General features: G+C 51.8%; 23 protein-coding genes. 1 reads left to right on the top strand and 22 read right to left on the bottom strand.

Going from position 1 to position 21,010, the window contains the following annotated elements:
• Positions 1-27 precede the first annotated feature (27 nt).
• The 20 genes from ACO0LM_RS10575 to ACO0LM_RS10480 all read right to left on the bottom strand — a co-directional run bounded on the left by ACO0LM_RS10575 (position 28) and on the right by ACO0LM_RS10480 (position 18,794).
• Positions 28-198, bottom strand: a complete 171-nt coding sequence (locus ACO0LM_RS10575) for a hypothetical protein (protein WP_423036866.1) — start codon at positions 196-198, stop codon at positions 28-30.
• Positions 195-560: a hypothetical protein gene (locus ACO0LM_RS10570; protein ID WP_423036864.1), complete on the bottom strand. Its 366-nt coding sequence runs from the start codon at positions 558-560 to the stop codon at positions 195-197. Before ACO0LM_RS10570 ends, ACO0LM_RS10575 begins: the two co-directional genes overlap by 4 nt.
• Positions 557-4,345 (bottom strand): phage tail tip fiber protein, encoded by a 3,789-nt coding sequence (locus ACO0LM_RS10565; RefSeq protein ID WP_423036862.1) that lies wholly within the window; start codon positions 4,343-4,345, stop codon positions 557-559. The genes ACO0LM_RS10570 and ACO0LM_RS10565 overlap by 4 nt, the downstream gene beginning before the upstream one ends.
• Before the next feature lie 2 nt (positions 4,346-4,347).
• A complete protein-coding gene (locus tag ACO0LM_RS10560) occupies positions 4,348-4,785 on the bottom strand; it encodes an NlpC/P60 family protein (RefSeq protein ID WP_423036860.1) in 438 nt (145 codons plus the stop codon).
• Complete coding sequence (locus tag ACO0LM_RS10555; protein WP_423036858.1) at positions 4,782-5,633, bottom strand: DUF2163 domain-containing protein; 852 nt, start codon at positions 5,631-5,633, stop codon at positions 4,782-4,784. Before ACO0LM_RS10555 ends, ACO0LM_RS10560 begins: the two co-directional genes overlap by 4 nt.
• Positions 5,630-6,226, bottom strand: coding sequence for a DUF2460 domain-containing protein (locus tag ACO0LM_RS10550; protein ID WP_423036856.1), 597 nt, complete (start codon positions 6,224-6,226; stop codon positions 5,630-5,632). The genes ACO0LM_RS10555 and ACO0LM_RS10550 overlap by 4 nt, the downstream gene beginning before the upstream one ends.
• Positions 6,223-8,874, bottom strand: coding sequence for a hypothetical protein (locus ACO0LM_RS10545; protein ID WP_423036854.1), 2,652 nt, complete (start codon positions 8,872-8,874; stop codon positions 6,223-6,225). Before ACO0LM_RS10545 ends, ACO0LM_RS10550 begins: the two co-directional genes overlap by 4 nt.
• 272 nt (positions 8,875-9,146) lie before the next feature.
• Positions 9,147-9,500: a hypothetical protein gene (locus ACO0LM_RS10540; RefSeq protein ID WP_423036852.1), complete on the bottom strand. Its 354-nt coding sequence runs from the start codon at positions 9,498-9,500 to the stop codon at positions 9,147-9,149.
• Positions 9,497-10,249, bottom strand: a complete 753-nt coding sequence (locus ACO0LM_RS10535; RefSeq protein ID WP_423036850.1) for a hypothetical protein — start codon at positions 10,247-10,249, stop codon at positions 9,497-9,499. The genes ACO0LM_RS10540 and ACO0LM_RS10535 overlap by 4 nt, the downstream gene beginning before the upstream one ends.
• Before the next feature lie 68 nt (positions 10,250-10,317).
• Entirely contained in the window at positions 10,318-10,746 is a 429-nt protein-coding gene (locus tag ACO0LM_RS10530; protein ID WP_423036848.1) for a hypothetical protein, read from the bottom strand.
• Positions 10,730-10,903 carry a hypothetical protein gene (locus tag ACO0LM_RS10525; protein WP_423036846.1) on the bottom strand — a complete coding sequence of 58 codons (174 nt, stop codon included), beginning with the start codon at positions 10,901-10,903 and terminating at the stop codon, positions 10,730-10,732. Before ACO0LM_RS10525 ends, ACO0LM_RS10530 begins: the two co-directional genes overlap by 17 nt.
• A gap of 2 nt (positions 10,904-10,905) precedes the next feature.
• Entirely contained in the window at positions 10,906-11,229 is a 324-nt protein-coding gene (locus ACO0LM_RS10520; RefSeq protein ID WP_423036844.1) for a hypothetical protein, read from the bottom strand.
• The gene (locus tag ACO0LM_RS10515) at positions 11,226-11,408 is read right to left on the bottom strand and encodes a hypothetical protein (RefSeq protein ID WP_423036842.1); all 183 of its coding nucleotides are present in this window, start codon (positions 11,406-11,408) and stop codon (positions 11,226-11,228) included. Before ACO0LM_RS10515 ends, ACO0LM_RS10520 begins: the two co-directional genes overlap by 4 nt.
• A 36-nt stretch (positions 11,409-11,444) precedes the next feature.
• The gene (locus tag ACO0LM_RS10510; protein ID WP_423036840.1) at positions 11,445-12,473 is read right to left on the bottom strand and encodes a major capsid protein; all 1,029 of its coding nucleotides are present in this window, start codon (positions 12,471-12,473) and stop codon (positions 11,445-11,447) included.
• A gap of 70 nt (positions 12,474-12,543) precedes the next feature.
• Positions 12,544-12,930: a head decoration protein gene (locus tag ACO0LM_RS10505; protein ID WP_423036838.1), complete on the bottom strand. Its 387-nt coding sequence runs from the start codon at positions 12,928-12,930 to the stop codon at positions 12,544-12,546.
• Positions 12,931-12,987: 57 nt separating this feature from the next.
• Positions 12,988-14,289, bottom strand: a complete 1,302-nt coding sequence (locus ACO0LM_RS10500) for a S49 family peptidase (protein WP_423036836.1) — start codon at positions 14,287-14,289, stop codon at positions 12,988-12,990.
• Positions 14,289-15,905 carry a phage portal protein gene (locus ACO0LM_RS10495; RefSeq protein ID WP_423036834.1) on the bottom strand — a complete coding sequence of 539 codons (1,617 nt, stop codon included), beginning with the start codon at positions 15,903-15,905 and terminating at the stop codon, positions 14,289-14,291. Before ACO0LM_RS10495 ends, ACO0LM_RS10500 begins: the two co-directional genes overlap by 1 nt.
• Positions 15,906-15,907: 2 nt before the next feature.
• Positions 15,908-16,135, bottom strand: a complete 228-nt coding sequence (gene gpW / locus ACO0LM_RS10490; protein ID WP_423036832.1) for a gpW family head-tail joining protein — start codon at positions 16,133-16,135, stop codon at positions 15,908-15,910.
• Complete coding sequence (locus ACO0LM_RS10485) at positions 16,135-18,144, bottom strand: phage terminase large subunit family protein (protein ID WP_423036830.1); 2,010 nt, start codon at positions 18,142-18,144, stop codon at positions 16,135-16,137. The genes gpW and ACO0LM_RS10485 overlap by 1 nt, the downstream gene beginning before the upstream one ends.
• A 56-nt stretch (positions 18,145-18,200) precedes the next feature.
• Positions 18,201-18,794, bottom strand: coding sequence for a hypothetical protein (locus ACO0LM_RS10480; protein ID WP_423036828.1), 594 nt, complete (start codon positions 18,792-18,794; stop codon positions 18,201-18,203).
• Between the two features lie 96 nt (positions 18,795-18,890).
• On the opposite strand from ACO0LM_RS10480, the gene ACO0LM_RS10475 reads away from it, so the two are divergent.
• Positions 18,891-19,784, top strand: a complete 894-nt coding sequence (locus tag ACO0LM_RS10475; protein ID WP_423036826.1) for a hypothetical protein — start codon at positions 18,891-18,893, stop codon at positions 19,782-19,784.
• Positions 19,785-19,917: 133 nt separating this feature from the next.
• Here the strand turns inward: ACO0LM_RS10475 and ACO0LM_RS10470 are convergent, their stop codons facing one another.
• Positions 19,918-20,682 carry a hypothetical protein gene (locus ACO0LM_RS10470; RefSeq protein WP_423036824.1) on the bottom strand — a complete coding sequence of 255 codons (765 nt, stop codon included), beginning with the start codon at positions 20,680-20,682 and terminating at the stop codon, positions 19,918-19,920.
• Positions 20,683-20,749: 67 nt separating this feature from the next.
• Complete coding sequence (locus ACO0LM_RS10465; RefSeq protein WP_423036822.1) at positions 20,750-20,974, bottom strand: DUF7681 family protein; 225 nt, start codon at positions 20,972-20,974, stop codon at positions 20,750-20,752.
• Between the last annotated feature and the right edge of the window lie 36 nt (positions 20,975-21,010).

Below are 21,010 nucleotides of genomic sequence, written 5' to 3'. Positions count from 1 at the left end.
GAAGCATCCTTTATAGATTAAATAAATTCAGTCAGGTTTTGGATATTTCTTCTTTACAACCTCACACGCTGAAAGATACGCCTCCATTTTGGAATTGTCACCACGGCTTTGCCAATACAGCGCATCGCCTAACTGCTCGACTGGTGGATACTCTGCTTTGCGCAGGGTCTTGTAATCTTCGGTGTGCTGAATAATCATATCTTGGTCACCTTGAACACTGCGTCTTGATACGGAAAATCCAGCACAGTCACGTCGTAGTCGCCCGGATACGTGAGGCTTAAATGCACGGTATCGGAGTCGGCCACATAATCGGTCTTGTTGATACGGACCACCGAGCCGATGTGCACGTCAACCAGATCAAAGTCAACGAGGATGGCTGGTGATGCTGGACGCGTCACGATCGTGCCACCCTGAACAAAGTACAGTGCCGTGTCGTAAATACCTGCTACATACGACGCCCCTATCGATTCATAGTGCGCCAGTGTTGCGGGTGAAAGCGCACCAGTCATTGTGATGCGCCCGGTCTGGTCATAGAATGACACTTCGCCGTTGTCTGTCATTTTTTCACTTTCAAAATAAAACATCGCAGGATCGTGGCATCTGTCAACTGCCCTCCAGATACTTGCAGTTGATATGTGCCTGGCCCCAACGTGCCGGAAATACTGACTGTTGATGCACCACCCGATGTGTAATACGACACGGCCACATCAGTGACGAACTGGCCGCGCACACCGAAACCAAAATGCCCCCTGTCAGAGTTGCCGATATAGTTGGCAAGGTATGAAGCAATGATCATCACCTTCGACGTGGCCGTCACTACAAAGCTGGTTCCATCAGATGCGCCTGACATAAAGTCGTCGGCCTCGGTCACCGAGTTGCCTGTGATTTTGTTCTCACCTACAGTCAAATCCTGTATATGCGCAGATTGCACTGATAAGTTAGCAATCTTGGCGCTGGTGATCGTTGCATTGCCGATGAAAGTGTCACGGATAAACACCTGGCCGCCCTGCACCACGAACGGCACAGACAGCGTGCCGCTGGACTCATCAATGATGGCCACCCGGTTCGCTGATAGCAGTATCTGCGATTCAATCACGCCAGTCTCGTTGCTGACCCCTACGCCAATGCCTGCCAGGTAAGTATGGCCACCGGCAGACACTTGCGTCTTGATCGTATGCATGGCCGACAAGCTGCCGCTGATCGTAGAAACAGCCGTACTCATAGTTTGCACTGAAGACGATGCGCCGTTGGCCGTGGACTCTATCGTATCGACACGCCGGGACACTGCGCCGATTGCATCGGACCTTGTCGTTGCTTCAGACTGTATTGCTGAACTCACAGACCCGTAAGCAGTCTGCAGAGTTGTGATGCTTTGTGCGATGCTGGCTTCACTGTTGACCCTTGCCGTCTGTTCATTTTGAATCAACGCGCTATTGGCACCGACAGACGCCTGCAGCGTATCGATACGGGTCGATAGCGCTGTTGTGGCGGTTGTCTGGGTGGTTTGCGCCGTCTGGATAATCGCCAGACTGTTATTCACCGATGCCTGCAATGTGATGACGGTCTGTGCCTGGGCAGCATCTGCAGACGCCCTCGCCGTTGCCTCGATCTGGATGGCCGCACTGTTCTGACCGACCGTGGCTTCCACCGTATCGATTTTAGTAGCCATTGCATTGGTCTTTGTTGTCAGCGTATTCTGTGCTGACTGTACCAGGGCAAGATTACCGGCGAACTGGCTCTGCACCGTGGTGATGTTACGCGACAGCGCCTGCGTTTTATCGACCAGGGAAACCTGTAAATCCACGATGCTAGATTTGGCATCAGCCAGGCGCGATATAAGCTGCGTCCGGGCTGCTGACAGCGACTTGTCGGCGCTGGCCAGGGCGACAAGCTGGGTCGCTGCCAGGGCATCACTCTTGCTGGCTAGGTCTGCTTGCTGGGCGATCATCTCCCTTAAGTCTGCGCCTGCAGGTATTTCGAACACGGTGCTTTGAATATCGAAAACCTGTTTCTGCAGCAGATCAATCTGCTTGATCTTTTCAATTGGCGTCAGCAGATCAATCGCCAACTGCGTCTTGCCGATCTGCCCGGCCAGGTAGTCAAGTATCTGATCTGCATCGATACTCGACTGCCCCATAACACCATTGCCGGTCGGGTAAAAGTTACCGACGTTACCCAGCTTATCAATGAAGCGTATCCAGAAATACAGTATCTGGCCTGCCTTCAAGCCAGTTAGTGTATGGCTGGCCTGGGGACTAGCCAGGCTAACCAGCAAGCTTGCATTGGCCCTGCTCTGGCTTGCGCTGTACCAGAGTTCTGTCGCCTGCAAATAGTCAGCACTACCTGGTGGCAAGGTCCAGTCAACACGTATCCCAAACACCAAGGGCGAGGTGCGCAGGGTTGTGGCGACTGTCACCGGCGCACCGTTGATGGTGTGCTGGTAAGCCGTGACTTTAGACAGGTCTTGCACACTATTGCCGAACTGGTTGTAACTGGCCAGCTTGATCCAGATTGTCTTGCCCGACCACTCCCTGGGGTAGTTGTACTTGAAGACGCTGGCATCCAGAAATACAAACTTGCCACCGGATGCATGGGCAGCGATATCGACGCCATACGCGCCACGCTCCAGGCCTGTCAGTCGGTAGGCATTCGCGCCGGTCAAAGTTTCGTTGCTGTACGCGATGTATTCACCATCGACGTAACAGGCTGTCAGCAGGTCTTGCGCTGCCTGGCTTGTCCCATGTTTCAAAACACCCTTGGATACGCTTAAATCCACGCTCAGCGCGTTTGTGGCATCGTGGGCCGCCCCAACTTCCAGACCAGCAGATAAAACGCCGTGAACGGCGCTACCCTTGACGCTGCCTATTTTTTGATAGGTCGTGTCGTCGGTCGAAGCCCAGACCACGCAGCCGCCCCAATTCTGCCCGCCTGAAGTGGCAAGCCATATTTGCGGGGTGTTGTTGGTCAGCCGCGCAGGTGGTTCAAACATCACTGGCGCATTGGCATCGCCTGGCTGCACCGCATAGTTAATGTTGGAGCTGCCCGTGCCTGGCACTGGCTTTGTGCTGCTGCGATTTGCCCCCATCGGGTAATCTTCAGCGAGGATGCTTAATACCCCATCCTCACTTTCATTGACTTCAACGACTAGCACCGGGGTTTGATCCAGGTACTTAGGCACGTAGGTCAGCAGCAGCACGTCCATCGGCTCAATGCGGGCATGCTTCCAGGACAGCCGGAATTCATAGGTGTTCAACACATACAGCGACCGGGCCAGGATGAAGTCGGCTACCTTCTGTGCGACCGCCGCATCGGCAATCTCATGCAGTTCGACCACGTCCTTGGCCCGCAGGCCGTGCAGCTCGATGTCGGCATCGTCGCTGGCCGTCGCGATGTTGTCGTTGTAATCGTTGGCGCGGTCGGCAAACTTGACTTGCACCTTGTTGTACGCTTCATCGCTAGGCTTCTGGCTGATCTTAATAATCTCGCCGCCACCTGTCAGGAAGTCATCCTCTGTCAGCTCCAAAGGCGTAAGCACCGGGTCATAGGTGGCCAGCGTACTGGTGGCCGGGACATCTGAGTAAGGCACGATCTTGAAGACGCCGCCAGAATACACGGCATCAGCAAAGCCTATCGTCAGCAAGTTGCGGATATAGTCAAACGCGCCGCGCTGCTCATTGTATGCCGGGCTGACCCACAGGCTATTCGCCAGGCAATAGGTCCTAAACTGCTCTAGGTCGCCGACTGACTCAGGCGGCAAGCCTATGCCCTGATTCGTATCGGTCAATATGGCCGTGATGACATCCACGATGTCGGCATCATGCACCTCACTGCCTTGAAACTTTGAGCTGATGCTGCCGGGTGCCTGCACTTCAAACGTATGATTGCCCAGGGTTGCCGACGTGCCGAGGTCATACGCGCCGGATGCGACGTAAGCAAGGCCACGATACGGCAGTGCCTTTTCTGGGTGCTTGGTCACAAAGTACGGGTATGATGATTGCGTAGCTGACCCGTCATAAAAATCCAGCTTCAGGTCGGCCAGAGTGGATTGTTTTTTGTCTTTCCATGTGCGCCCGATGCTGGCGATCTCACCAGACCCCAGGGCCAGCAGCAGCGCAACCGAGTACGAGTAATCTGTCGTGTCGTTACCGCCGCCCCCCTTGCCACCGCTTTGGCTGTGGGTGTGCGGAATGGCGGTAAAGTCGTCGTAATGAATCAGGTTAGGTGCAACCCGCTGCTGACCAAACACCCATGGAACTGGACGGCCATAGCAGGAGGTCTGAATCTGCATCGACGAGATTACAGGGGTCGAGCTTTGCACCTGGCCGCCGCCAAACAAACCGGACATAACTATCCTTTCAGTGTGTAAAAGCCGCGCAGCCGGGACATCAGAGCATCGCTCTTGCTAACGTCCGTCTGCACGACAAAACGGTTTTCTTGATATGCATGAATCACCAAGGGCCATGCAACGACAAGAGCGCCGTGGCTAACACAGCGCCCGAACTGGAACAGCACAACGTCACCAGGCAGGGGTGTATTTGTCGGCTCTGAAAACTGCTCGACCCCGCCCAGGTACACTTCATCATTGCGATGCAAATGCCAGTCAGACGTGTATGGCCGTGGGTCCAACTCAGGAGGCAGCAGACCGCATGCCCTGTAGGTTTCCACAATCAGCATGATGCAATCCACTCCCGCACCCTTAATGCTCGCCTGGTGGTGATACGGGGTGTTTGACCAGGTCATTGCCTCGGCCACTATAGCCGCTCTTTGTGTTTCGCTCAGGCTCATATTGCAGACTCCGGCGGTGGCACGTATGGCGTGCCTTGGAAATTGTCAACGTTGGCGAACTTGGCGCAGCCATTCTCGCCCCTTGTCCGGTCGCAACCGGCGCGGATCGTGAAGGTGTCGCCCTCCTGCAGGTCAAACGTCAACGGGTAGGACAGCTCGATCTTGTTTGCCACATAGCCCTTGACCGAGCGCCGCACGCCACTGTTGTCGCCGCTGGTGAAAATGATCTCGCCGAATGCAAAGTAGTTGTCAGGCTGGCCCAGACTGGTGGTAAAGCTGTGCCGGTTAGGCACGGTCGTGGCTGTGCCTTCAAAGCTATACGCAACCTTATCGACACCACAGCCTGAATCGTACAGAGTGCGCATGCAGCCTGGCTGGAATATCTGCCGGGGGATGCTTGTATTTAAGCGCTTAGCATCTGAAGCCACCGTCAGGACGACTTCCTGGTCAGTGTCATAGCTTTCGGTCACGTCCCCTTCAAAAATCACCAGGCTTTCTGCAGGCTTACCCCAATCCTGCATAAACGCCTTATCGATGCGGACGTGGCAATTTTTTAGAGCGCCGGACCGGGTCGCCAAAAACCACGGCACACCGCCCACCAGGTCGGTCGGCTTGACCAGGACACTGAGCTGCAGGTCACTCACTTGCATGCCGCGCACCAGCCGGTACTTGGCCCCGCTGATCGCCGGGCCTGTGCTACTGAAGACATGGTCGCCTACCGGGATATCGACATCGGCATCCGTCCAGCGATAATCCACGCCGGTGATCAGCGTGAAAGTGAACAGGTTGCAGGTGACAAAACGCTGACTGTTGAGCAATGCAATCAGTTGTTCGCTGGCTGGCCTCATATACGTCTCCCTAAGCTGCCGATGAGCTGGACTTTCTTGGCAGACCATAAATCCTTCATGAACTGCTCGACCTCTTGCGAGTCCTGCTCAAAGCGGACCCGGTAGAAGTAGGAACCCGACCAGCTAACATCCCCGGTAGGTGCGGCTGCGAATGTCACTAGGCCGCTCTCTGACACCGTGTAGCCGCCTGTCTTTACAACCCCGGCCACCTTGATGTTAGTCACGACATCGACGTTTTGCACCGGCTCACTGAATGCCGAGCCGAAACTTCGAGAAAGCTGGAAGATTTTGGTCTTGCCGTCACCTACACCGATTAGCTGGTCAGTGACGGCACTGTCGTCTGGGAACTTGTATAGGAAGTTATCAAAGGCCCCACGCGTCTGGAGGAACAGACCGACCAGTTGCCGCAGCTCGTTCTTTGCACCGTGCCGCAGAAATTCATAGTTCAGAGTGAGCTTATAAATCGGATTTGCCATCAATGATGCACGGTATTCTTTGCCGCTGACTGCCGTTTGTATCTTCGTATTGAACGAAGGTTGCCAGCTTACCTGCCAGGTGATGCCGGGTAAATCGGGGAATTTTAAGTCGCTCATGATCTCTTCGTGTGGTCTTTCATAACATCAGCAATCGTCTTTGCATTGCGCCTGATATCTTCCTGTGTCAAGCGACCGGAATGATCGTGATAGTTGATTGTGTGGCCTGCGTTGGTGTTGCCTGCCGCGCCTTGCTCAGACATGGCGCGAATCAGGTCGGCATATTTCGCTGGCAAAATCATCTCGCGTGCATGCGTCTGCACGACCGGATTCAGCCCGCCAGGGATATCGTAACCACCCGCTGCCGATGCCGCGACTGGTGCAAAGGCCATTGCACCAGCAGAGGCAGCAAGCGCTGCCGCTGGGGCCATGGCTGGCCCAACAATAGGAATTGCTGCAATCGACGCAAACGCCGCAGAACCAGCGACGGCAGCATTTGCGCCAATTTCGCTGACCGCCTGCCCCTTGCCGAGTAACTTTTGCAATGCAAAATTCATGGCCATCTCTGCAGCCTGCTTTGCGAGCATATCGATAATTGCATTTGTCACTGCCTGGAACAGACCAGACAGCATGCCGCGTAATGTCAGGGTTCCTCGCAAGGTCTGAGCAATCACGCTGGCCATACCAGACTGAATACTTCCGTACATGCTGCTAGTCATGCGGTTTTGCTCTAGCGTTGCCTTATTACGTATTTGCGTAAGGCGCTGCTGGTGCTGCATTTCAAGCGCTTCCATTTGCTGGTGCATTTGTTCCAGCGCCACCGGATCTTCATCCGGCCCGTGCATCAATTTTTCCTGAGCCTGCATCGCTTGCATCTTGATCTGATAACGTCGGGTTTCAAATTCCTCTTGCTTCTGCAAAAGTTGCTCGGTCGTCATCCGGTGCAATGCCACTTCCAATTCAGAAGCCTGCTCTTCAGCATCAATGCCTGCCAACGCCGCATTGCGCCTGGATTCCTCTATGATTTTATTGGTGGCCTGCTGTTGCTCAGCCATCGCTCTATGCTCTTTGTTGATTTCAGCGTAGGCAGCTCTCGCTTCTTTGCTTTCTGCACCGTATCGAGCGACGTTGGCTTTGTACATCCGTTCAGCAATCGCCAACCTTTCGGTATGGTTGTGCTTGAAATTTTCTAGGCTGGCTTTCTCGCCCGCTATCTCTGCTTCGAAAGCTTCCTTACGAATTATCGCTTTCTCTGCGTAGAATTTCTTCTCAACCTGCGCCCGTTCCTCTTTCGACATTGTGACCGTGTCAAGTATTTTCTTCCAATAGTCACGTTCCATTTCATGGCTGTATTCGTGCGCAGTGCCAGCCAATTCCTGTTGTTTTGCATAGCCATCCTTGTCAGCACCCAGTTTCGCTTCCCATTCGCGCATGCGACTTTTATCTTTGCTGCCTTTGTCTGGCTGGCTAAAGTCATAGGTCGGACCGCCGCTAATTTTTTTGTCTTTTATTTCTGGGCCCGATTTGGGGCCGCGCATGACGATCTCGTCGGCCATCTCTTTGCCTGCTCTGGCAATCTCGACCATCTTCTTTGCATGTCTTGTAGCGATGTCCTGAATATCTTCTGTGCCGCGCTGCCATGCTGCCTTGGCCCCAGAGAAGTCGCCGTGTAATGCATGGTTAATTGTGTCGGCCATGCGCATGACATGCACCACCAGTATTTCTATGTAGCCCTTGATGATCTCGATAATGAGATTGATGGCGGTTTTAAACGCGACAAATGCGATCTCGATCACCTTTAAAGCATTGCCGAAAATTTCCATCGCGCCAGGTGCGCTGCCGCCCATGACCTCGCTGACGATATTGCCTATCTCAGCAAAGCCTGATTTGCACAACCCCCAGAGGTCCATGACGATATCGCCAACCATACCCAAGATGTTGCCGAGTAAATCCATCACAAGCCCCATTGCCTTACCGGCAGTCGGACCCACGCCTGATAACCAGCCGCCTATCTTGACAAATGCGGGTAGTAGCGCGTTACCCATTTGCACCTCCAGCGACGTCATGACCAGCTTCATGTCGTTGATCGACTCTTTGTATTGCTTTGCCTGTGCGACGCCTTCATCGCCAACCACTAAGCCTAGATCCTTGGTTTTCTGTTCAGCTGCTTTGATTTCTTCTGTCGTGAGCTTGAGCATCCCTTTGACTTCATTCCAGGACTTGCCATAGGCCTGCGTGCCTGCAATATTTTGTTCGATGGGATTCTTGATTTCTTTGAGCTTGGCATTCACTTCGCCCATGATGTCCAGAGTGGGACGATACTGCCCGTTTGTGTCCTTGACCTTAACACCCAAGGTTTCAAACGCCTGGCCATTGGTGGCGATTTGCTTCGCCATCTTGCCAGCGGCCATGGTCACCATTTCGCTATCCAGGCCCATATGACGCATTGCCACCATCATGACGCTGGCACGTTCAGTAGTGATGCCCAGTTGTACCGACAGTTTCTTGGCTTCGCCGCTCCATTCAATCGATGCACCGATGATTTCTTTGAATGCCTTGCCGCCTGCGATCACTGCTGTCATCGTGCCGATTAGCCCGGTGACAGTCTTAAACGCATTGGAAACCAGTTGCATGGAACCTTCCAGTGCCTTATAACTTGTTTCTATGTCCTTTGCTGTCTTTTTTGCAGACGTCTGCACTTTTTCCATGCCCGCCTCGAACGGGCCAGGGTTGGCCGAGACTTCATATTCGATTGCTTTGTCTGACATGGGAACTCCAAAATAAAAAAGCCCGCTGGCCTAGATCAAGCCTGCGGGCGGTGGGAACATCGAAAATAACTCTTCAAGACTACCTTGCTCATCCTCTCCTGATGGGCTGTGAGACACAATTTCATGCTCTTCATCTGGTGGCTCATACCCCACGTACAAGGCAGTTAGCTTGTGTGTTGGCGGATGCAGCCGCCAATACTTGTTTTGTGCCTGGATTGATGGAATGTCCCATTCATTCCAGGCTTGTTGCGGAGTGCAGCCGGTGCTGGCTACTATGTTGGCGATGGCGTCATCAAGCCCGCCGCCGTCATCTGTTCCTGCACTCTCCGCGCCATGTTTCCCGCTTGCGCAACCAAACCGGATACATTCAACAACGTCTCCCATATCTCGAAAAGATTGCCATAATCGACCATCACTTCGACTTCTTCGAGTGTGATATCGGGGTAATTGCGCAACAGACTGGCATGCGCAAGCTTAGATACGAACTCGATATCAGGCATGGAACCGATAAACACTGCCTTGATTTCGGGGCGGTATTGCTTGGATGTAGCGGCATTCAATGGGGCCAGCACGTATTTCTTGCCACCCATTGTTACTTCGTTGCCGGGTATTTTTATGGTGCTCATTCGGATGAACTCCATTTCCAGACGTTGCCCAGGTCGTCGGCCATGGCAGACATATCCAGCTCTGGGATCAAGAAGTCTTCCTGCTTGGTGGACATGGCCAACTTACTAGACGTCACTTTCGGCCAGGACTGCGTCAGCACCTTGCCACCACGCCGCATGGACAGATCCAGACGGAAAGTAGGTGTCTGGCCCATGGCCTGATTGCGCATGGTGAGGATTTTGCCACCGGTTGCATTGGTGGTCTGGTAGTCGATAAATACGGTTTTACCGACATCCGCCGCCGCAAAGGTGTATGCGCCCACACCGTCAGTCGTGTACTGCCCTGCAGCCGGGTTCGCCATCACGCGTATCATGGGAGTGCCGTTTGCATCGGAGCGTACGCCCAGATTTGCAAAGAAAATGGCCCCGCCAGTTGGCGCAATTGTTATCGTGGCGGCACAAACGATACCGTTTTCATCGTTAATGGTATCAATCAAACCGTCAATGGCAGACTGGCCGATGAAGGCAGCAGCAAAAGGCAGAATATTGATGTTAGCAAACTTCGCCTTGATACCCATCTTGCCCTTGCCGCGCCCCTGATCAACAGGGAAACTGTTACGACCGTACAGAAATTTTTCATCGAATGAGGCATCAAAGCCAACATCCTGCAAAATGCCAAATTGAAACGCCGTAGGCGCTGCATAGGCACTTCCAAGGGCATCTTGCATAGGCGTAGCCCACAAGACACCCGAACCAAAATGGCGAGCCATATTGTATTCCTTTAATAAAATGCCTCGTTTGAATACGAGGCGTATGAGATTGCTGGTAGTTGAATTGACTAAATCAGTTGCGACGTATCGCGTCTGTCAGACAGGTAGATAGCGTGATATCGCACCGTCTGGACACCGGCAGTAAGATCCGCATTTGCGCCGTCCCAATGTGTACCGACCCGCCGAATGCTGCTGCACAGGGTAAGAATCGCCGGATCTGACGTTAATGCCTTGTTGACTGCCAGGGCGACAGGTGCAGCAATGTCGTCCCAAACTTCACCACGAACGTGAATTTCGATCTTGAAAACGAAATTGTTTTCATCGACCCGGTTAGCAAAGGCATTGGTATCTTCGTTGTCAGGGCGAATCACAATTGCTGGAAGCTCTTCACGTTGAAAGGCTTCTTCGCGAGAGCGATAGACATTCGTGCCAACCGGACCGGCAGTAAGCAGCGACTGCAAGGCAGCAACGAGGATCTGGTTACTGATGGGTGTCATAGTCGGACTTAGAGGCTACTCGCTCATCCTCAGGGGCTTCTAACAGGGCCGCATGGGTGCGGGCAACATCGTCCGGCAATTCGATTTCTTCGCCCGGATACTTGACGCTGCCATCATCCAGAACGAAGGAACCGGCCTTGATACGGTATGTTTTCATACTTAGTCCTTTTGCAAGGTTGCACGATAGGTTATGCCATCGTCGGTTTGGTTGGTAATTTCACGGACAGTGAAAGAGATATTTTTGACCGTGATACGCGAGCGATGCTTCAGGCCAGGCAGGTCGTCTGGATCATATTCAATGGCATAGTCATCGCTGATTTGCATGGCGCTCAACACTGCCACCGATGGTTCAGAGTACATAACGCGAGTGGTATGCACTACGCCATCGGTTCCAGTAAAAACCACTGCTGCACCAGCATAGTCAGTAAGACGCTTGAAGTTTTCCTTGACTAGCAATCGCCAGTTGTCTGCGCCATCGCTCATTTATTGCTGTTGCTTTTTTTGCCAGTAGGTTTTTGCGCACCGTCAGGCAAGACAGCAAAGCCGCGCTCGATCAAGTCATCTGCTTCATCTTCGCTGACATCGCAGGCTTCACCTGGTGGTATGTACACGCGCTGATCATTGACGGTCGTTTGCAGGGTAATCAAAGGAATGATTTTCATGAGTTCACTCCGGGCATTGCTGCCCGGATTTCCAGGTTAAAGGACGGTTGCTGTCAAGGATGCGTTAGGACGTTGAGGTACTACCAGAGGTGCGGATTGCATCAACATGTAGCGCACGGCGGGGTCTTTTTCTACCCAGGATTTAGGGTAGTAAGGCAGCGCCTGGAAGCCTGCCTCTTCATCACGGATTGCACCGAAGGCACGCATGCCTTCGAGTTGCGCGCCACAGAGAACGACTGTACCAGGGGCGATCATTGGCTTTTCAATGTTATCTACCGGGTCAACATACCAGTCTGAATAGACATAGATGTTGAAACCATCAATACTGCCCATGTAGACGCCGCCAGTTTCAACAGCTGCATTGAGTGAAATGTCAGCACGGTTGTTGTTGAGGGAGTTCCAGCGAGTTTTTACGAACGGGTTTTCGCGGAATACTTCCCATACATCGACCGTCATGATGACGTCACGGCTCATTGCACCGGAGTTTTTCAAGACCAGGCTTAAGGCCCAGTCCTGCAGGTCATTGAGCGGGTTCACACCAGCGTCAGACCATTTGGAGCCAGCCAGTTTGACAATGGTATGCGAAGCATTACGGCCATAATCAACGACTACAGCGGGATAAGATTCGCCGACGACCGTCACTTTGCCGCTCACCAATGCTTGCGCCGCCATCCATTCCAGGCGACGGGTGATCAAACTGATCTGATCTTCCAGCTCTGTACGCAGGTTGATTTGCGTACGATCTTCTGGAGACAAGTTGCCACCGATTTGCTCACCGATGGTACGTTTGAGCGGTTTGGAAGAATCAAAAACGCGCTTGTCTTTGATGTAAGCCGGTGCAAAGCTCTTGGTATTGAAACCCTTGCTGGTCACCACCTTGCCCTGGACCAGTGGTGAGACAAATGGAGCCATACGACGCGCGCCACCTTCAATATCGAAGGAAATTAACTCGGTTTGGCTGCGTTGTTCAATCGTGAAGTAACGGTCGAGTAAGAAGGACTGAGATGCTGGCAGATAGGCGACAACATTCGCCAGTACTGCAGTGCTAAAAATATTGAATGGCATTTATTTCTCCATATCGGAAAACAAAAAGCCCCGCATTGGCGAGGCTTTCAGTGGAACAAAGTGAGGTGAATTACACGCCGCCGATGGTATCGACAACCATGATGGACAGCCCACGCAGCGCGTCTGTCACGGATTGCACCGTATGGCCCGCACCAATTGTCAGCGCCGCACTATTAAACGTGCCTGCAAAGTAGCCCAGACCGCCTGCGTCACCGGCAGTTGCGTCACAATCCTGCGCCAAGACCACGCTAGGACTTTGGGAGCCATCCGTTGCAGCGGTGGCAGCGAGCGTATATTTGCCGCTGGCAGTAATTTTCCCCAGGACCGTACCACGCGAATAGGACTGGCCACCAAGCAAAATGATGCCCTTGCCGACAATGCCATCGGCGTCATCGGCAATCAGACGATCTGGGATGTAGACATCGGTGCGAATCGCTGCCTGTGTATTTAAATCCATGTGAATCTCCGGAAATGAGTAATTGAAAAAGAATGTCTGCTACTTAACTGCCAGGTGTTACTTGAGAAGCACTTTCTTGCCCGCGCCAAGAATACGCAGGGCCATGGCTTCGGCTTGCGCTTCCGGTGACAGCTCTTGCTCACCAGCACCATTGCCATCGGCCCCGATTTTAGGGTTGGTAACGTTCGCCATTGCCTGGTTAAAGTCAGTATTACCAGTCGGTTTTTGTGCTGCTGCTGGGGACTTTGCCAGCAGTTTCTTGGCTGTTGCCGCGTCCATGTCGGTCTCCAGGGCGAAGGTCTGAGCCATGGCTTCGCGGCCTTGGCTTTCTTCGCTCTGCAAGATGGCACCAATACGTTCACGCTCAGCAGCAGCACCTGCGCGGTGACCTTCAGTACGTGCCTGATTGATGGCTGCTTGGGTTTCGGCGCTGATTAATGCCGATTCTTGATTTGTACTCATCCGAGTTTCCTTTCTGGTTGCGCCGAATTGCGCGGGTTTGAGGGGTTTAACTTGCACTTCTGCTTCTAACATGGCGATGGTTTCTTGCATGGTGGCGATGCCGTCTGCAAAGCCATCATCGACGGCTTGTTGCGGGTTCATGGTCCCGGCCTGAGTGGACATGACCAGGTCGGGTGATATGGCACGGTTGCGGGCGACGGTATCTACAAACAAAATTCGTAGCCGGTCGATTTCAGCCTGCAAATCTGCCATGGCAGAATCGCTTAGCGGCGCATGGCTACTAAAATCGTTCTTCTTATCACCAGCAAAGATTGCTGTGTAGACGTATCCCTGCGCCGTGTCCCGTTTGCTTTGGTCTACATGTAAGGCAATGACACCAATGCTGCCAACACCTGCTGTGCGTGGCAAAAAGAGTTTTTGTGCCGAACACGCGATTGCATAACCTGCGCTGTACGCTTGTTCATTGACAATCGTCCAGACGGGTTTAGCCTGGCGGGCTGCATATATTGCGTCTGCCAAATCGTATAACCCGCTTACTTCCCCACCCAGACTATCGACTTCAAGCAAAATGCCTTTGACATCACGGTCTGCTGTGGCTTGGTCAAGCAAATTATTGATACTGGAATAAGAAGTCATGCCGGACATGGCGTCCATGCCACTGGCACGCTGCACCAATGTTCCCATGACCGGAATGATGCCGACCCCACCAGAGGTAACCTGGTAAGGTTTTTTTGTCCCGTTTGGCGCTGTATAACTGCTGGCAGCAACGATCTCTGGCTTATCAACAACGAGACCACTTGCATAAGTCCTAAACACGTTCTCGATGACGCTGGCCTTGTCGGGGTGCAACATCAATGGTGTGTTGTACAGACGGCTAAATAGGTGTGGATAGCGCATCACTCTAATTCCCCTTCAGTTTCTGGTTGCTGTTCCTTTTTCGGATCAACGTTTGGGCTATCTGGCATATCTTCACCCGCTGGAGCTTGCCCTGGTCGGGGCTTGCTCTGCGATGGCATGGGCAAGCCGAGTTCGTTGCGCAAGGCCATTTCGCGAGCCTGCTGGTGCAACACCTCTTCCCAGTCCAATCCCTGCTCTGCGCACTCTGCTTCGAGTGTTGACAGACCGGAGTCCATGCGGATCTGGGCGGCTTGCGCTTCCTTGACCGGATCAACCCAGCCCCGACCGGAACCTATCCAGCGGCAGCGGCAGTAGGCAGCACGATTCGCGTAAAAGTCTGGTGCTTCGACAAGACCAAGATTGACGGCTTCTTCTAGCCACAATTCGTAGACTGGCTTTGCCCAGTAGTCGGACAGTGCCTTGCGCTCAGACCTGAAATAGCGCCAGGCCTCCAGCAATGCAGCTCGCGCACTGCTGTAGTTGGTTTTACTGAAGTCTTTCATCAGCAATTCATACGGCAGGTTCACGCCAGTGGCGATATGTCGCAGCACTGCTTCCATGAAAGCACCGAAACCCGCCGATGGTCGGCCTGGATTGAAAGCGGACAATTTCTCGCCGGGATAAAGAGGCACAATCGCACCGCTCTTGAGACGCGCCCTGTTTTGCGGTCTCGCTTTGTCGTCCATGTAAGGCTTCACAGCCTCTTCGTTTCCGCCCAGCATGGCCACCAGACCTTCATATTCCATGGGCGTCTCGACAAAAGCTGCGATCATGGCATTCACAACTGCGGAGTCCAGTTCAGCATTTGCATATCGGTCGATCATTTTGAATTGCTGCATGACTGCAGCAAAGATAGGCTTGCTCCTGGTCATGCCTGGACGGTCTTTACGCCCCCAGTGAATCACCCGTTTTCGCCCCCATGCAGTGGTCGCTGGAATTTTTTCCCAAACACCTGGTGTAGAGAACCCGGCAAAGATGTCGCCCGGATGCGTTGTGCGTATCCAGTAATTTAATGAGCGGCCATAATCATTGATGTCGATACCGCCGCGTCGGTACCGAGTATCAAAGGAATAGTTGGGATTGCATAAACGGTCTGGCTCCAAGACAAAAAGCCGGGTCGAAAACTCTTGGCCCGCCTCTGATTCCCAGATGGGCAGTGCCAAGCCTTCGCCATTTATCAAGGATGATGTGTATACCAGCGTAGTCAGACCAGCGAAAGTCAACTGGCGAGCGGCATCACAATCTGTGCTTTCTGCCCACAGCATGAAGCGTGATTCGGTATTGCGCGACCACTCTTCTGCCCACTCTTTGTCTTTACCTAGCAGCTTCCAGGCGGGCATTGCCACCAGACGCAGTCCGGTGCCGACCACGTTATCAGCTTTGGTTTGCACCACGCCAGCGGCAATGCCGTTGTTACGCGCTAGGTCACGACTCCGGGAGGTCAGCAAAGGCAGGTCCAGCAGCGTATCGGTATCCGCAGATCCGGCAAACGGTTGCCACGATGCTAGTTGCTGGCTATTACGTGACGCGCCATCGTGCGCGGGGAATGCTGCGGTTGCTTTGGGCAAGGCAGTATCCACCGCACGTATGTGCGGTTTCTTTTGTCGTCTTTTCATGATCAGAAGTATTGATAGATAACGCGACGCGGATTACCACCACCGCCCAATGCAGCAATCTGGCTTTTAAGTTTGGCGATATACATTTGAAGCGCAGGCACTTGTGCCGGCGTATAGCGAATCTTTGTGCCGGAGCGGTCAAATTCGACAACTTGCGTTCCAGTCATCAGTTTGTTGAGCGCATCTTCTGCGCTGGACAAGTAAGCTTGTAATGTTGTGAGATCAGCCATTAGTCATAATCCGTAGAGTGGTAAACGACAAATCCCGACTCTTGGCCGGGATTTTGCTGTGTGGGTATTGATTTTGGTGCCGAAACTTTGGGGCTTTCTCTCGGTCTTGTTTGGGGTTTCGCCGGTTGCTCTTCTTCCTGGTCATCATCCCTAACAATTTGGGGAACCTGGGGTGCGAAAATGTCTTGCTGATCTGGATCAACCCGGAGCTTTTTACGCTCCCAGTCAGCCTCGCGCCAGCGATGCAAGCCTAAAAAATGTGCTGCAGCCAGGTTGTAAACCATCAAATCCCATGCTTCATTCCGTGCCGCTTTGGCTTTTACCCACTCTGTCCGCTTGAAACCTTTGACATACCTGGTCAGCTTGCGCTCAGCAGTCATTTGCTCATAGTAATCAGCGGATAAATCTTCACTGAAATGTATGGCGCCTGGTCCACTATCAAATTTAATACGGTTATAGATCCAGTCCTTTGCTGTATCAGTACCGACTATCCAAAGCTCAGCGCCGCGCTGCATGGTCTTTCCACGTTTGCTGACATCGAGCTTTGTCGGCCTGGTGGCAATCACCGGCTTGTTAGGGCGACTCGCGCCTTTAATCGCGATGACGTTGCGATATCGCTTAGGCCGGGTGAATGTGTACACCTCTTCAGAAGAGTTACCGTCACCGGCATCGATGCAAGTTGCCTCGATCTTCATTTCACGACCGCTTGATCTAACCAGGGGAGTCTGCAGGATTTCTTCCAGTTTATCCCAGGTGGCTTTCTCTGCTGGGTCACCTGAAATAACCACATAGTCCAGCACCCAGGACTCCAGCCCCACGCCCCAGCCGACTAACTTTAATTCGAGCCGGTTGCCCTGTACGTCCACCGCAGCGGTAATCACCAGCACGCCATCCGGTACGCTTCGCAGAGAATATTTTTCTGCTCGCTTCTTCAAATCGTCCGCATGAGCGCGTTCTTGCGCCATATCCCAGCACTTGGCCAAGCGCGTATTGTAGAAAACCTGCATCGGTTCTGGATCGCCACGATCCAGGGCGACTTTAGCCGTGTCGTACTGTTTACCCAGCTCTGCCCAACTGGTCCAGCCTGCTGGGGCATAGAGGGTCGACAGGTGAAAGCCGACCGTTTTACCGTCACCTGGTGCGCTTGCGATCCACTTCCCTGCTGCCAGCATGGCAGTCTTGTGATGTTCTTCTATGACGCAATCACATTCTGCGCATTTATAGTAGGCATATCGGTAGTCATCGTCGTAGCGTAGATTCTCCCAAACTAGCTCTTGCAAATGTTCGCAATGTGGGCATGGAACATAGTAATGCCGTTGGTCGCTGACGGTGTAGAGATCATCAATCCGGCTGGACCCTTCAAGCGTCGGCGAGCTGGTGTAGTAAATTTTTGCATTGCGACCGAAGGTGCTGGTGCGTGCCTCTGCCAGTTCAATCGGATCACCTTCCTTATCGACGTTCAATTCCCATCGGTCGACTTCATCACCATAAATATAACGGGCTGGTATCTCTGCCAGATTGGCTGCACTGCCAGCGGTGGTGATATAGAGCGTGCCGCCCTTGAATTCTTTGGTGTCAATTGTGTTTCTGCTGTCGCGGCTTCTTGGTGCCGCCACACATGCATTGACCACCGGAACAGCATTGATCGTTTTGTCGATACGACCGCTGACACGTTTAGCCAGGCTGAGTGATGGTAGCAATACCAGCATATTGCCGGGTGCCTGGTGGATGCTTCCGCATATCCAGTTCAAGGCAACCTGCGTTTTCATCAATTGCGAAGCGACCTTGGCAACAACTCGACGGCAAGGATGTTCGGGCGATAGGCACTTCATTACTTCTTCAGCGTATGGGGTTCTGTCACTACTATACTTGCCTGGTTCAGCGCCGTTTTCGGGTGGAATACGCATGTATTCATTTGACCAGACATCAATCCAAAGCGGTTGATCTGGTGTAAGCCCAGCTGCGTACTGTGTACGGTAAGCCAGGCCTCCGTCATAGACTGCAGGCATGGGTGCGTTCCTTTAGTGAGTGCAGACGTCTGCACTCACTAAAGTGACACAGCAGACTAGTCCATTGATGTTTGTAAGTCTTGCTCAGCCATTATTGCCAGATCCGCTAAGGCTTTTCTGATCGCTTCACGCATGGTTTTCTCGATCTCCCATGAGTCTGTCATCGACGACAGAATGGGGGCGACCTTTGTTGGCAGACCCATCATTACATCGCGCTGCAGCCTGGCAAGTTTGAAAGCAGCAGCCTCGACTTTGTCGCGCTCGACCAGCTGGCCGATCTGTTTTAAATATTCGTTCTCAGCTTGTAGCGACAAGTAATGCTCGCGCTTGGCGCGGGCTTTCTGGAAGTTGTCCTGGTCGTCGTTCGGCGCTGGGGGAATAAATGGTGCTTCGGGAATATCAGGCGCATGAGGTTTGGTGAATTGCTTTACATCTCGCTCAACGCGATCACGCTCATGTCGCTGGGCGACAGCAACCTTGCTGGGGTCGGCGCTCCTTTTTAGCAGATCCGCAGTCGCCTGTACATCTACCATCTTGCCGTCTTCGCTGAGCACCAGCCGCCCCAGCTTTCCAAGCTTAGAAACGTATGCCGGTGAGAACCCTTGTTTCTCTGCAAATTCTTTTCGATTGAGATAATTTCTTTCAGACATTCTCGACCTTAGCCCAAATAACTAAATAGAAAAGTGGCATAAGAACATACCTATAATAAAATAACAATTTACCAAGTCCAAATTTAAGGAAGTTGTATGAACTTAGAAACCATCGCAAAAAAATATTTTGAGAAATCTTCAGAAATTGAAATAACTCAAATGATAGTCAAAGGTGCATCAAAGGAAGAATTCGATGAATTACGCAGGCAGGAAGATATCGCAAAAAATTCCCCTGAACTAAAATTTCTACCATCTGCATTATATGTTACGACCTATAGGAAATTGGTCAATGGTCAATTGATGCCGTATGGAAGTTCTCAACACAATGTTGAGGATCTAAAACTAAATATCTTATTAAGAAAAAACAAACAATTCTGCTGGTTACTAGCAGAAACCTATGAAGCGTTCGAAGACTTTCTAGAGGAAGTTTACGCATATCTTGGTTTTACTAACAACGAGACATGGCCAATGAGTGACTTCGGGGAAATAACTTTGCTTGAGTTGCCCTCTAAAGACTTTGAGTGGTATCAAAGCAGGGTAGAGCATAAAAAGAATAAACCAAGCAGCATACTAACCAGACTCCGCTTGCTATATCCTGAACTTTCAAAAATCGAAGCAAAAAATGCCCTTGGAATAAATGCAAAGATATACCTAACCTTAATAGAAAAACTAAGACATATCATTGTTCACAATCATGGGATAGTGACTGACAAAACACGCTTCATTGAAAAAGTAATGAAGGACTCGGCTCTATTCAACAACGGGAAATATGACGTTGCGCACAAAGAATTTATTGAATCTCATTTTGGCACTGGGAAATATGAAAACTTGATTTTATTGCTCGAAATTAAAATCAATTCTGATGCACCTATAAATTCTTACCATGATGTGTTTAATGAATTAAGTGGGTTTTTACTTGCGTATGCTGCTTACATTTATGAAATCATCAAAAATCACGAGATCGCCCAAAATCAACAATTAACCAAGTAAATTAACCAATTTAACTCTGGTGGGTTAATTTAACTAAGTTGGAAGGCCAGCCACTAATGAAACAACGGGGTTCGAATTACCCCTAACGACAGAGACGCAGTAAGGACCCGTGACCCGGCAAGAGCCATGCACATCAGCGTTGGGTTTTGAGTGCCTGTTCAATTGCTGCCCTGATGTTCTTGTCCATCGTTGCCTTGACTGTGATCTCAGATACATAGTAGAAGTCCAATAGTGCTTTGAAGTGTGCCGAGCGTACAAAGATCAACACCGGCTTAACAGCGCTGCCATGCCCAAGCGAGTGACGAGACCAGATACCAAGCGGCAAGCGACTGCCGGGGCTACCCACAAAGTAGGAGACGCCAGCAATACCTTTCTTAGCATTACCCTTTGCCAGTGCTGCCTTGCGCTTATCAGTCATGTTGGCCTTGTAGCCCATCTCTGGGAATGCCTTGAAGTACGATAACAGCTGAACGATCAAACCTCTATCGATGTTGCCATACGAGTCAAGCCTAGCGGCAGACCCAGGCACAACATAATAACCAGAAGGTAATGCACCAACTGCCTGCAATGCGCGTTCGAATCGCTTCTGATGCCTTGTGCCGCCATCTATCTGTGCTGATAGAAATTTTATAGCTGGCGTGCCTTTGGCTGAAAAGTCTTTGATACCCACATAGGCAGACAGTTGATTCTTGCGTGCTGGCTTAACGTATAAGCTGTCCAGCGTATAGGGTGTCGGACGATCAAACACATCCTGGAGTTCTTTACGTTTGGCCTTGGCAATCTCTTGCGCCGTTTTTGTCAGAGCAGTCGCAAGTGCATAAGGCAATTGGTTGCGCGGAAAATCAGGCATCTTTGCAATCACCTGATCAAAGTTAGATTTTATCGAAACTTTAAACATAAAAAATTGCCCCAGCTATCACTTGGTAACCGGGGCATAAGGCGAGCTTCACACCCAGGAGTAAAACTTAGAATGTAGTCGGCTGAGCAATGCCACGAATGACCGACATAAAACCTTTTTGCAAATCGGTTGCACCAATAGAAACCCAGCGCTGATCAAGGCCCGGCAATGCTTTCAACTCTTCCACCAGATCGCCAACTTCCGTGGCCTTGGCTTTGACTTTATTCATTGCATCGATTTCGGCTTGCGTCAGATCGCGGTAGCCTTTTATTTGTTGATGCTGATTATCCATGCTTCCATCCTCCTGAAATTTCGAGTACAAACAAAA

The organism is Undibacterium sp. Di26W, from assembly GCF_049340265.1.
GTDB lineage: Bacteria > Pseudomonadota > Gammaproteobacteria > Burkholderiales > Burkholderiaceae_D > Undibacterium.
This window is presented reverse-complemented; position numbering and strand designations above follow the sequence as displayed.

What these genes read in the sequence shown, in the direction of transcription:
- ACO0LM_RS10575 (WP_423036866.1), bottom strand. Translation starts at nt 198, where the DNA reads ATGATTATTCAGCACACCGAAGATTACAAGACCCTGCGCAAAGCAGAG.
- ACO0LM_RS10570 (WP_423036864.1), bottom strand. Translation starts at nt 560, where the DNA reads ATGACAGACAACGGCGAAGTGTCATTCTATGACCAGACCGGGCGCATC.
- ACO0LM_RS10565 (WP_423036862.1), bottom strand. Translation starts at nt 4,345, where the DNA reads ATGTCCGGTTTGTTTGGCGGCGGCCAGGTGCAAAGCTCGACCCCTGTA.
- ACO0LM_RS10560 (WP_423036860.1), bottom strand. Translation starts at nt 4,785, where the DNA reads ATGAGCCTGAGCGAAACACAAAGAGCGGCTATAGTGGCCGAGGCAATG.
- ACO0LM_RS10555 (WP_423036858.1), bottom strand. Translation starts at nt 5,633, where the DNA reads ATGAGGCCAGCCAGCGAACAACTGATTGCATTGCTCAACAGTCAGCGT.
- ACO0LM_RS10550 (WP_423036856.1), bottom strand. Translation starts at nt 6,226, where the DNA reads ATGAGCGACTTAAAATTCCCCGATTTACCCGGCATCACCTGGCAGGTA.
- ACO0LM_RS10545 (WP_423036854.1), bottom strand. Translation starts at nt 8,874, where the DNA reads ATGTCAGACAAAGCAATCGAATATGAAGTCTCGGCCAACCCTGGCCCG.
- ACO0LM_RS10540 (WP_423036852.1), bottom strand. Translation starts at nt 9,500, where the DNA reads ATGAGCACCATAAAAATACCCGGCAACGAAGTAACAATGGGTGGCAAG.
- ACO0LM_RS10535 (WP_423036850.1), bottom strand. Translation starts at nt 10,249, where the DNA reads ATGGCTCGCCATTTTGGTTCGGGTGTCTTGTGGGCTACGCCTATGCAA.
- ACO0LM_RS10530 (WP_423036848.1), bottom strand. Translation starts at nt 10,746, where the DNA reads ATGACACCCATCAGTAACCAGATCCTCGTTGCTGCCTTGCAGTCGCTG.
- ACO0LM_RS10525 (WP_423036846.1), bottom strand. Translation starts at nt 10,903, where the DNA reads ATGAAAACATACCGTATCAAGGCCGGTTCCTTCGTTCTGGATGATGGC.
- ACO0LM_RS10520 (WP_423036844.1), bottom strand. Translation starts at nt 11,229, where the DNA reads ATGAGCGATGGCGCAGACAACTGGCGATTGCTAGTCAAGGAAAACTTC.
- ACO0LM_RS10515 (WP_423036842.1), bottom strand. Translation starts at nt 11,408, where the DNA reads ATGAAAATCATTCCTTTGATTACCCTGCAAACGACCGTCAATGATCAG.
- ACO0LM_RS10510 (WP_423036840.1), bottom strand. Translation starts at nt 12,473, where the DNA reads ATGCCATTCAATATTTTTAGCACTGCAGTACTGGCGAATGTTGTCGCC.
- ACO0LM_RS10505 (WP_423036838.1), bottom strand. Translation starts at nt 12,930, where the DNA reads ATGGATTTAAATACACAGGCAGCGATTCGCACCGATGTCTACATCCCA.
- ACO0LM_RS10500 (WP_423036836.1), bottom strand. Translation starts at nt 14,289, where the DNA reads ATGCGCTATCCACACCTATTTAGCCGTCTGTACAACACACCATTGATG.
- ACO0LM_RS10495 (WP_423036834.1), bottom strand. Translation starts at nt 15,905, where the DNA reads ATGAAAAGACGACAAAAGAAACCGCACATACGTGCGGTGGATACTGCC.
- gpW (WP_423036832.1), bottom strand. Translation starts at nt 16,135, where the DNA reads ATGGCTGATCTCACAACATTACAAGCTTACTTGTCCAGCGCAGAAGAT.
- ACO0LM_RS10485 (WP_423036830.1), bottom strand. Translation starts at nt 18,144, where the DNA reads ATGCCTGCAGTCTATGACGGAGGCCTGGCTTACCGTACACAGTACGCA.
- ACO0LM_RS10480 (WP_423036828.1), bottom strand. Translation starts at nt 18,794, where the DNA reads ATGTCTGAAAGAAATTATCTCAATCGAAAAGAATTTGCAGAGAAACAA.
- ACO0LM_RS10475 (WP_423036826.1), top strand. Translation starts at nt 18,891, where the DNA reads ATGAACTTAGAAACCATCGCAAAAAAATATTTTGAGAAATCTTCAGAA.
- ACO0LM_RS10470 (WP_423036824.1), bottom strand. Translation starts at nt 20,682, where the DNA reads ATGTTTAAAGTTTCGATAAAATCTAACTTTGATCAGGTGATTGCAAAG.
- ACO0LM_RS10465 (WP_423036822.1), bottom strand. Translation starts at nt 20,974, where the DNA reads ATGGATAATCAGCATCAACAAATAAAAGGCTACCGCGATCTGACGCAA.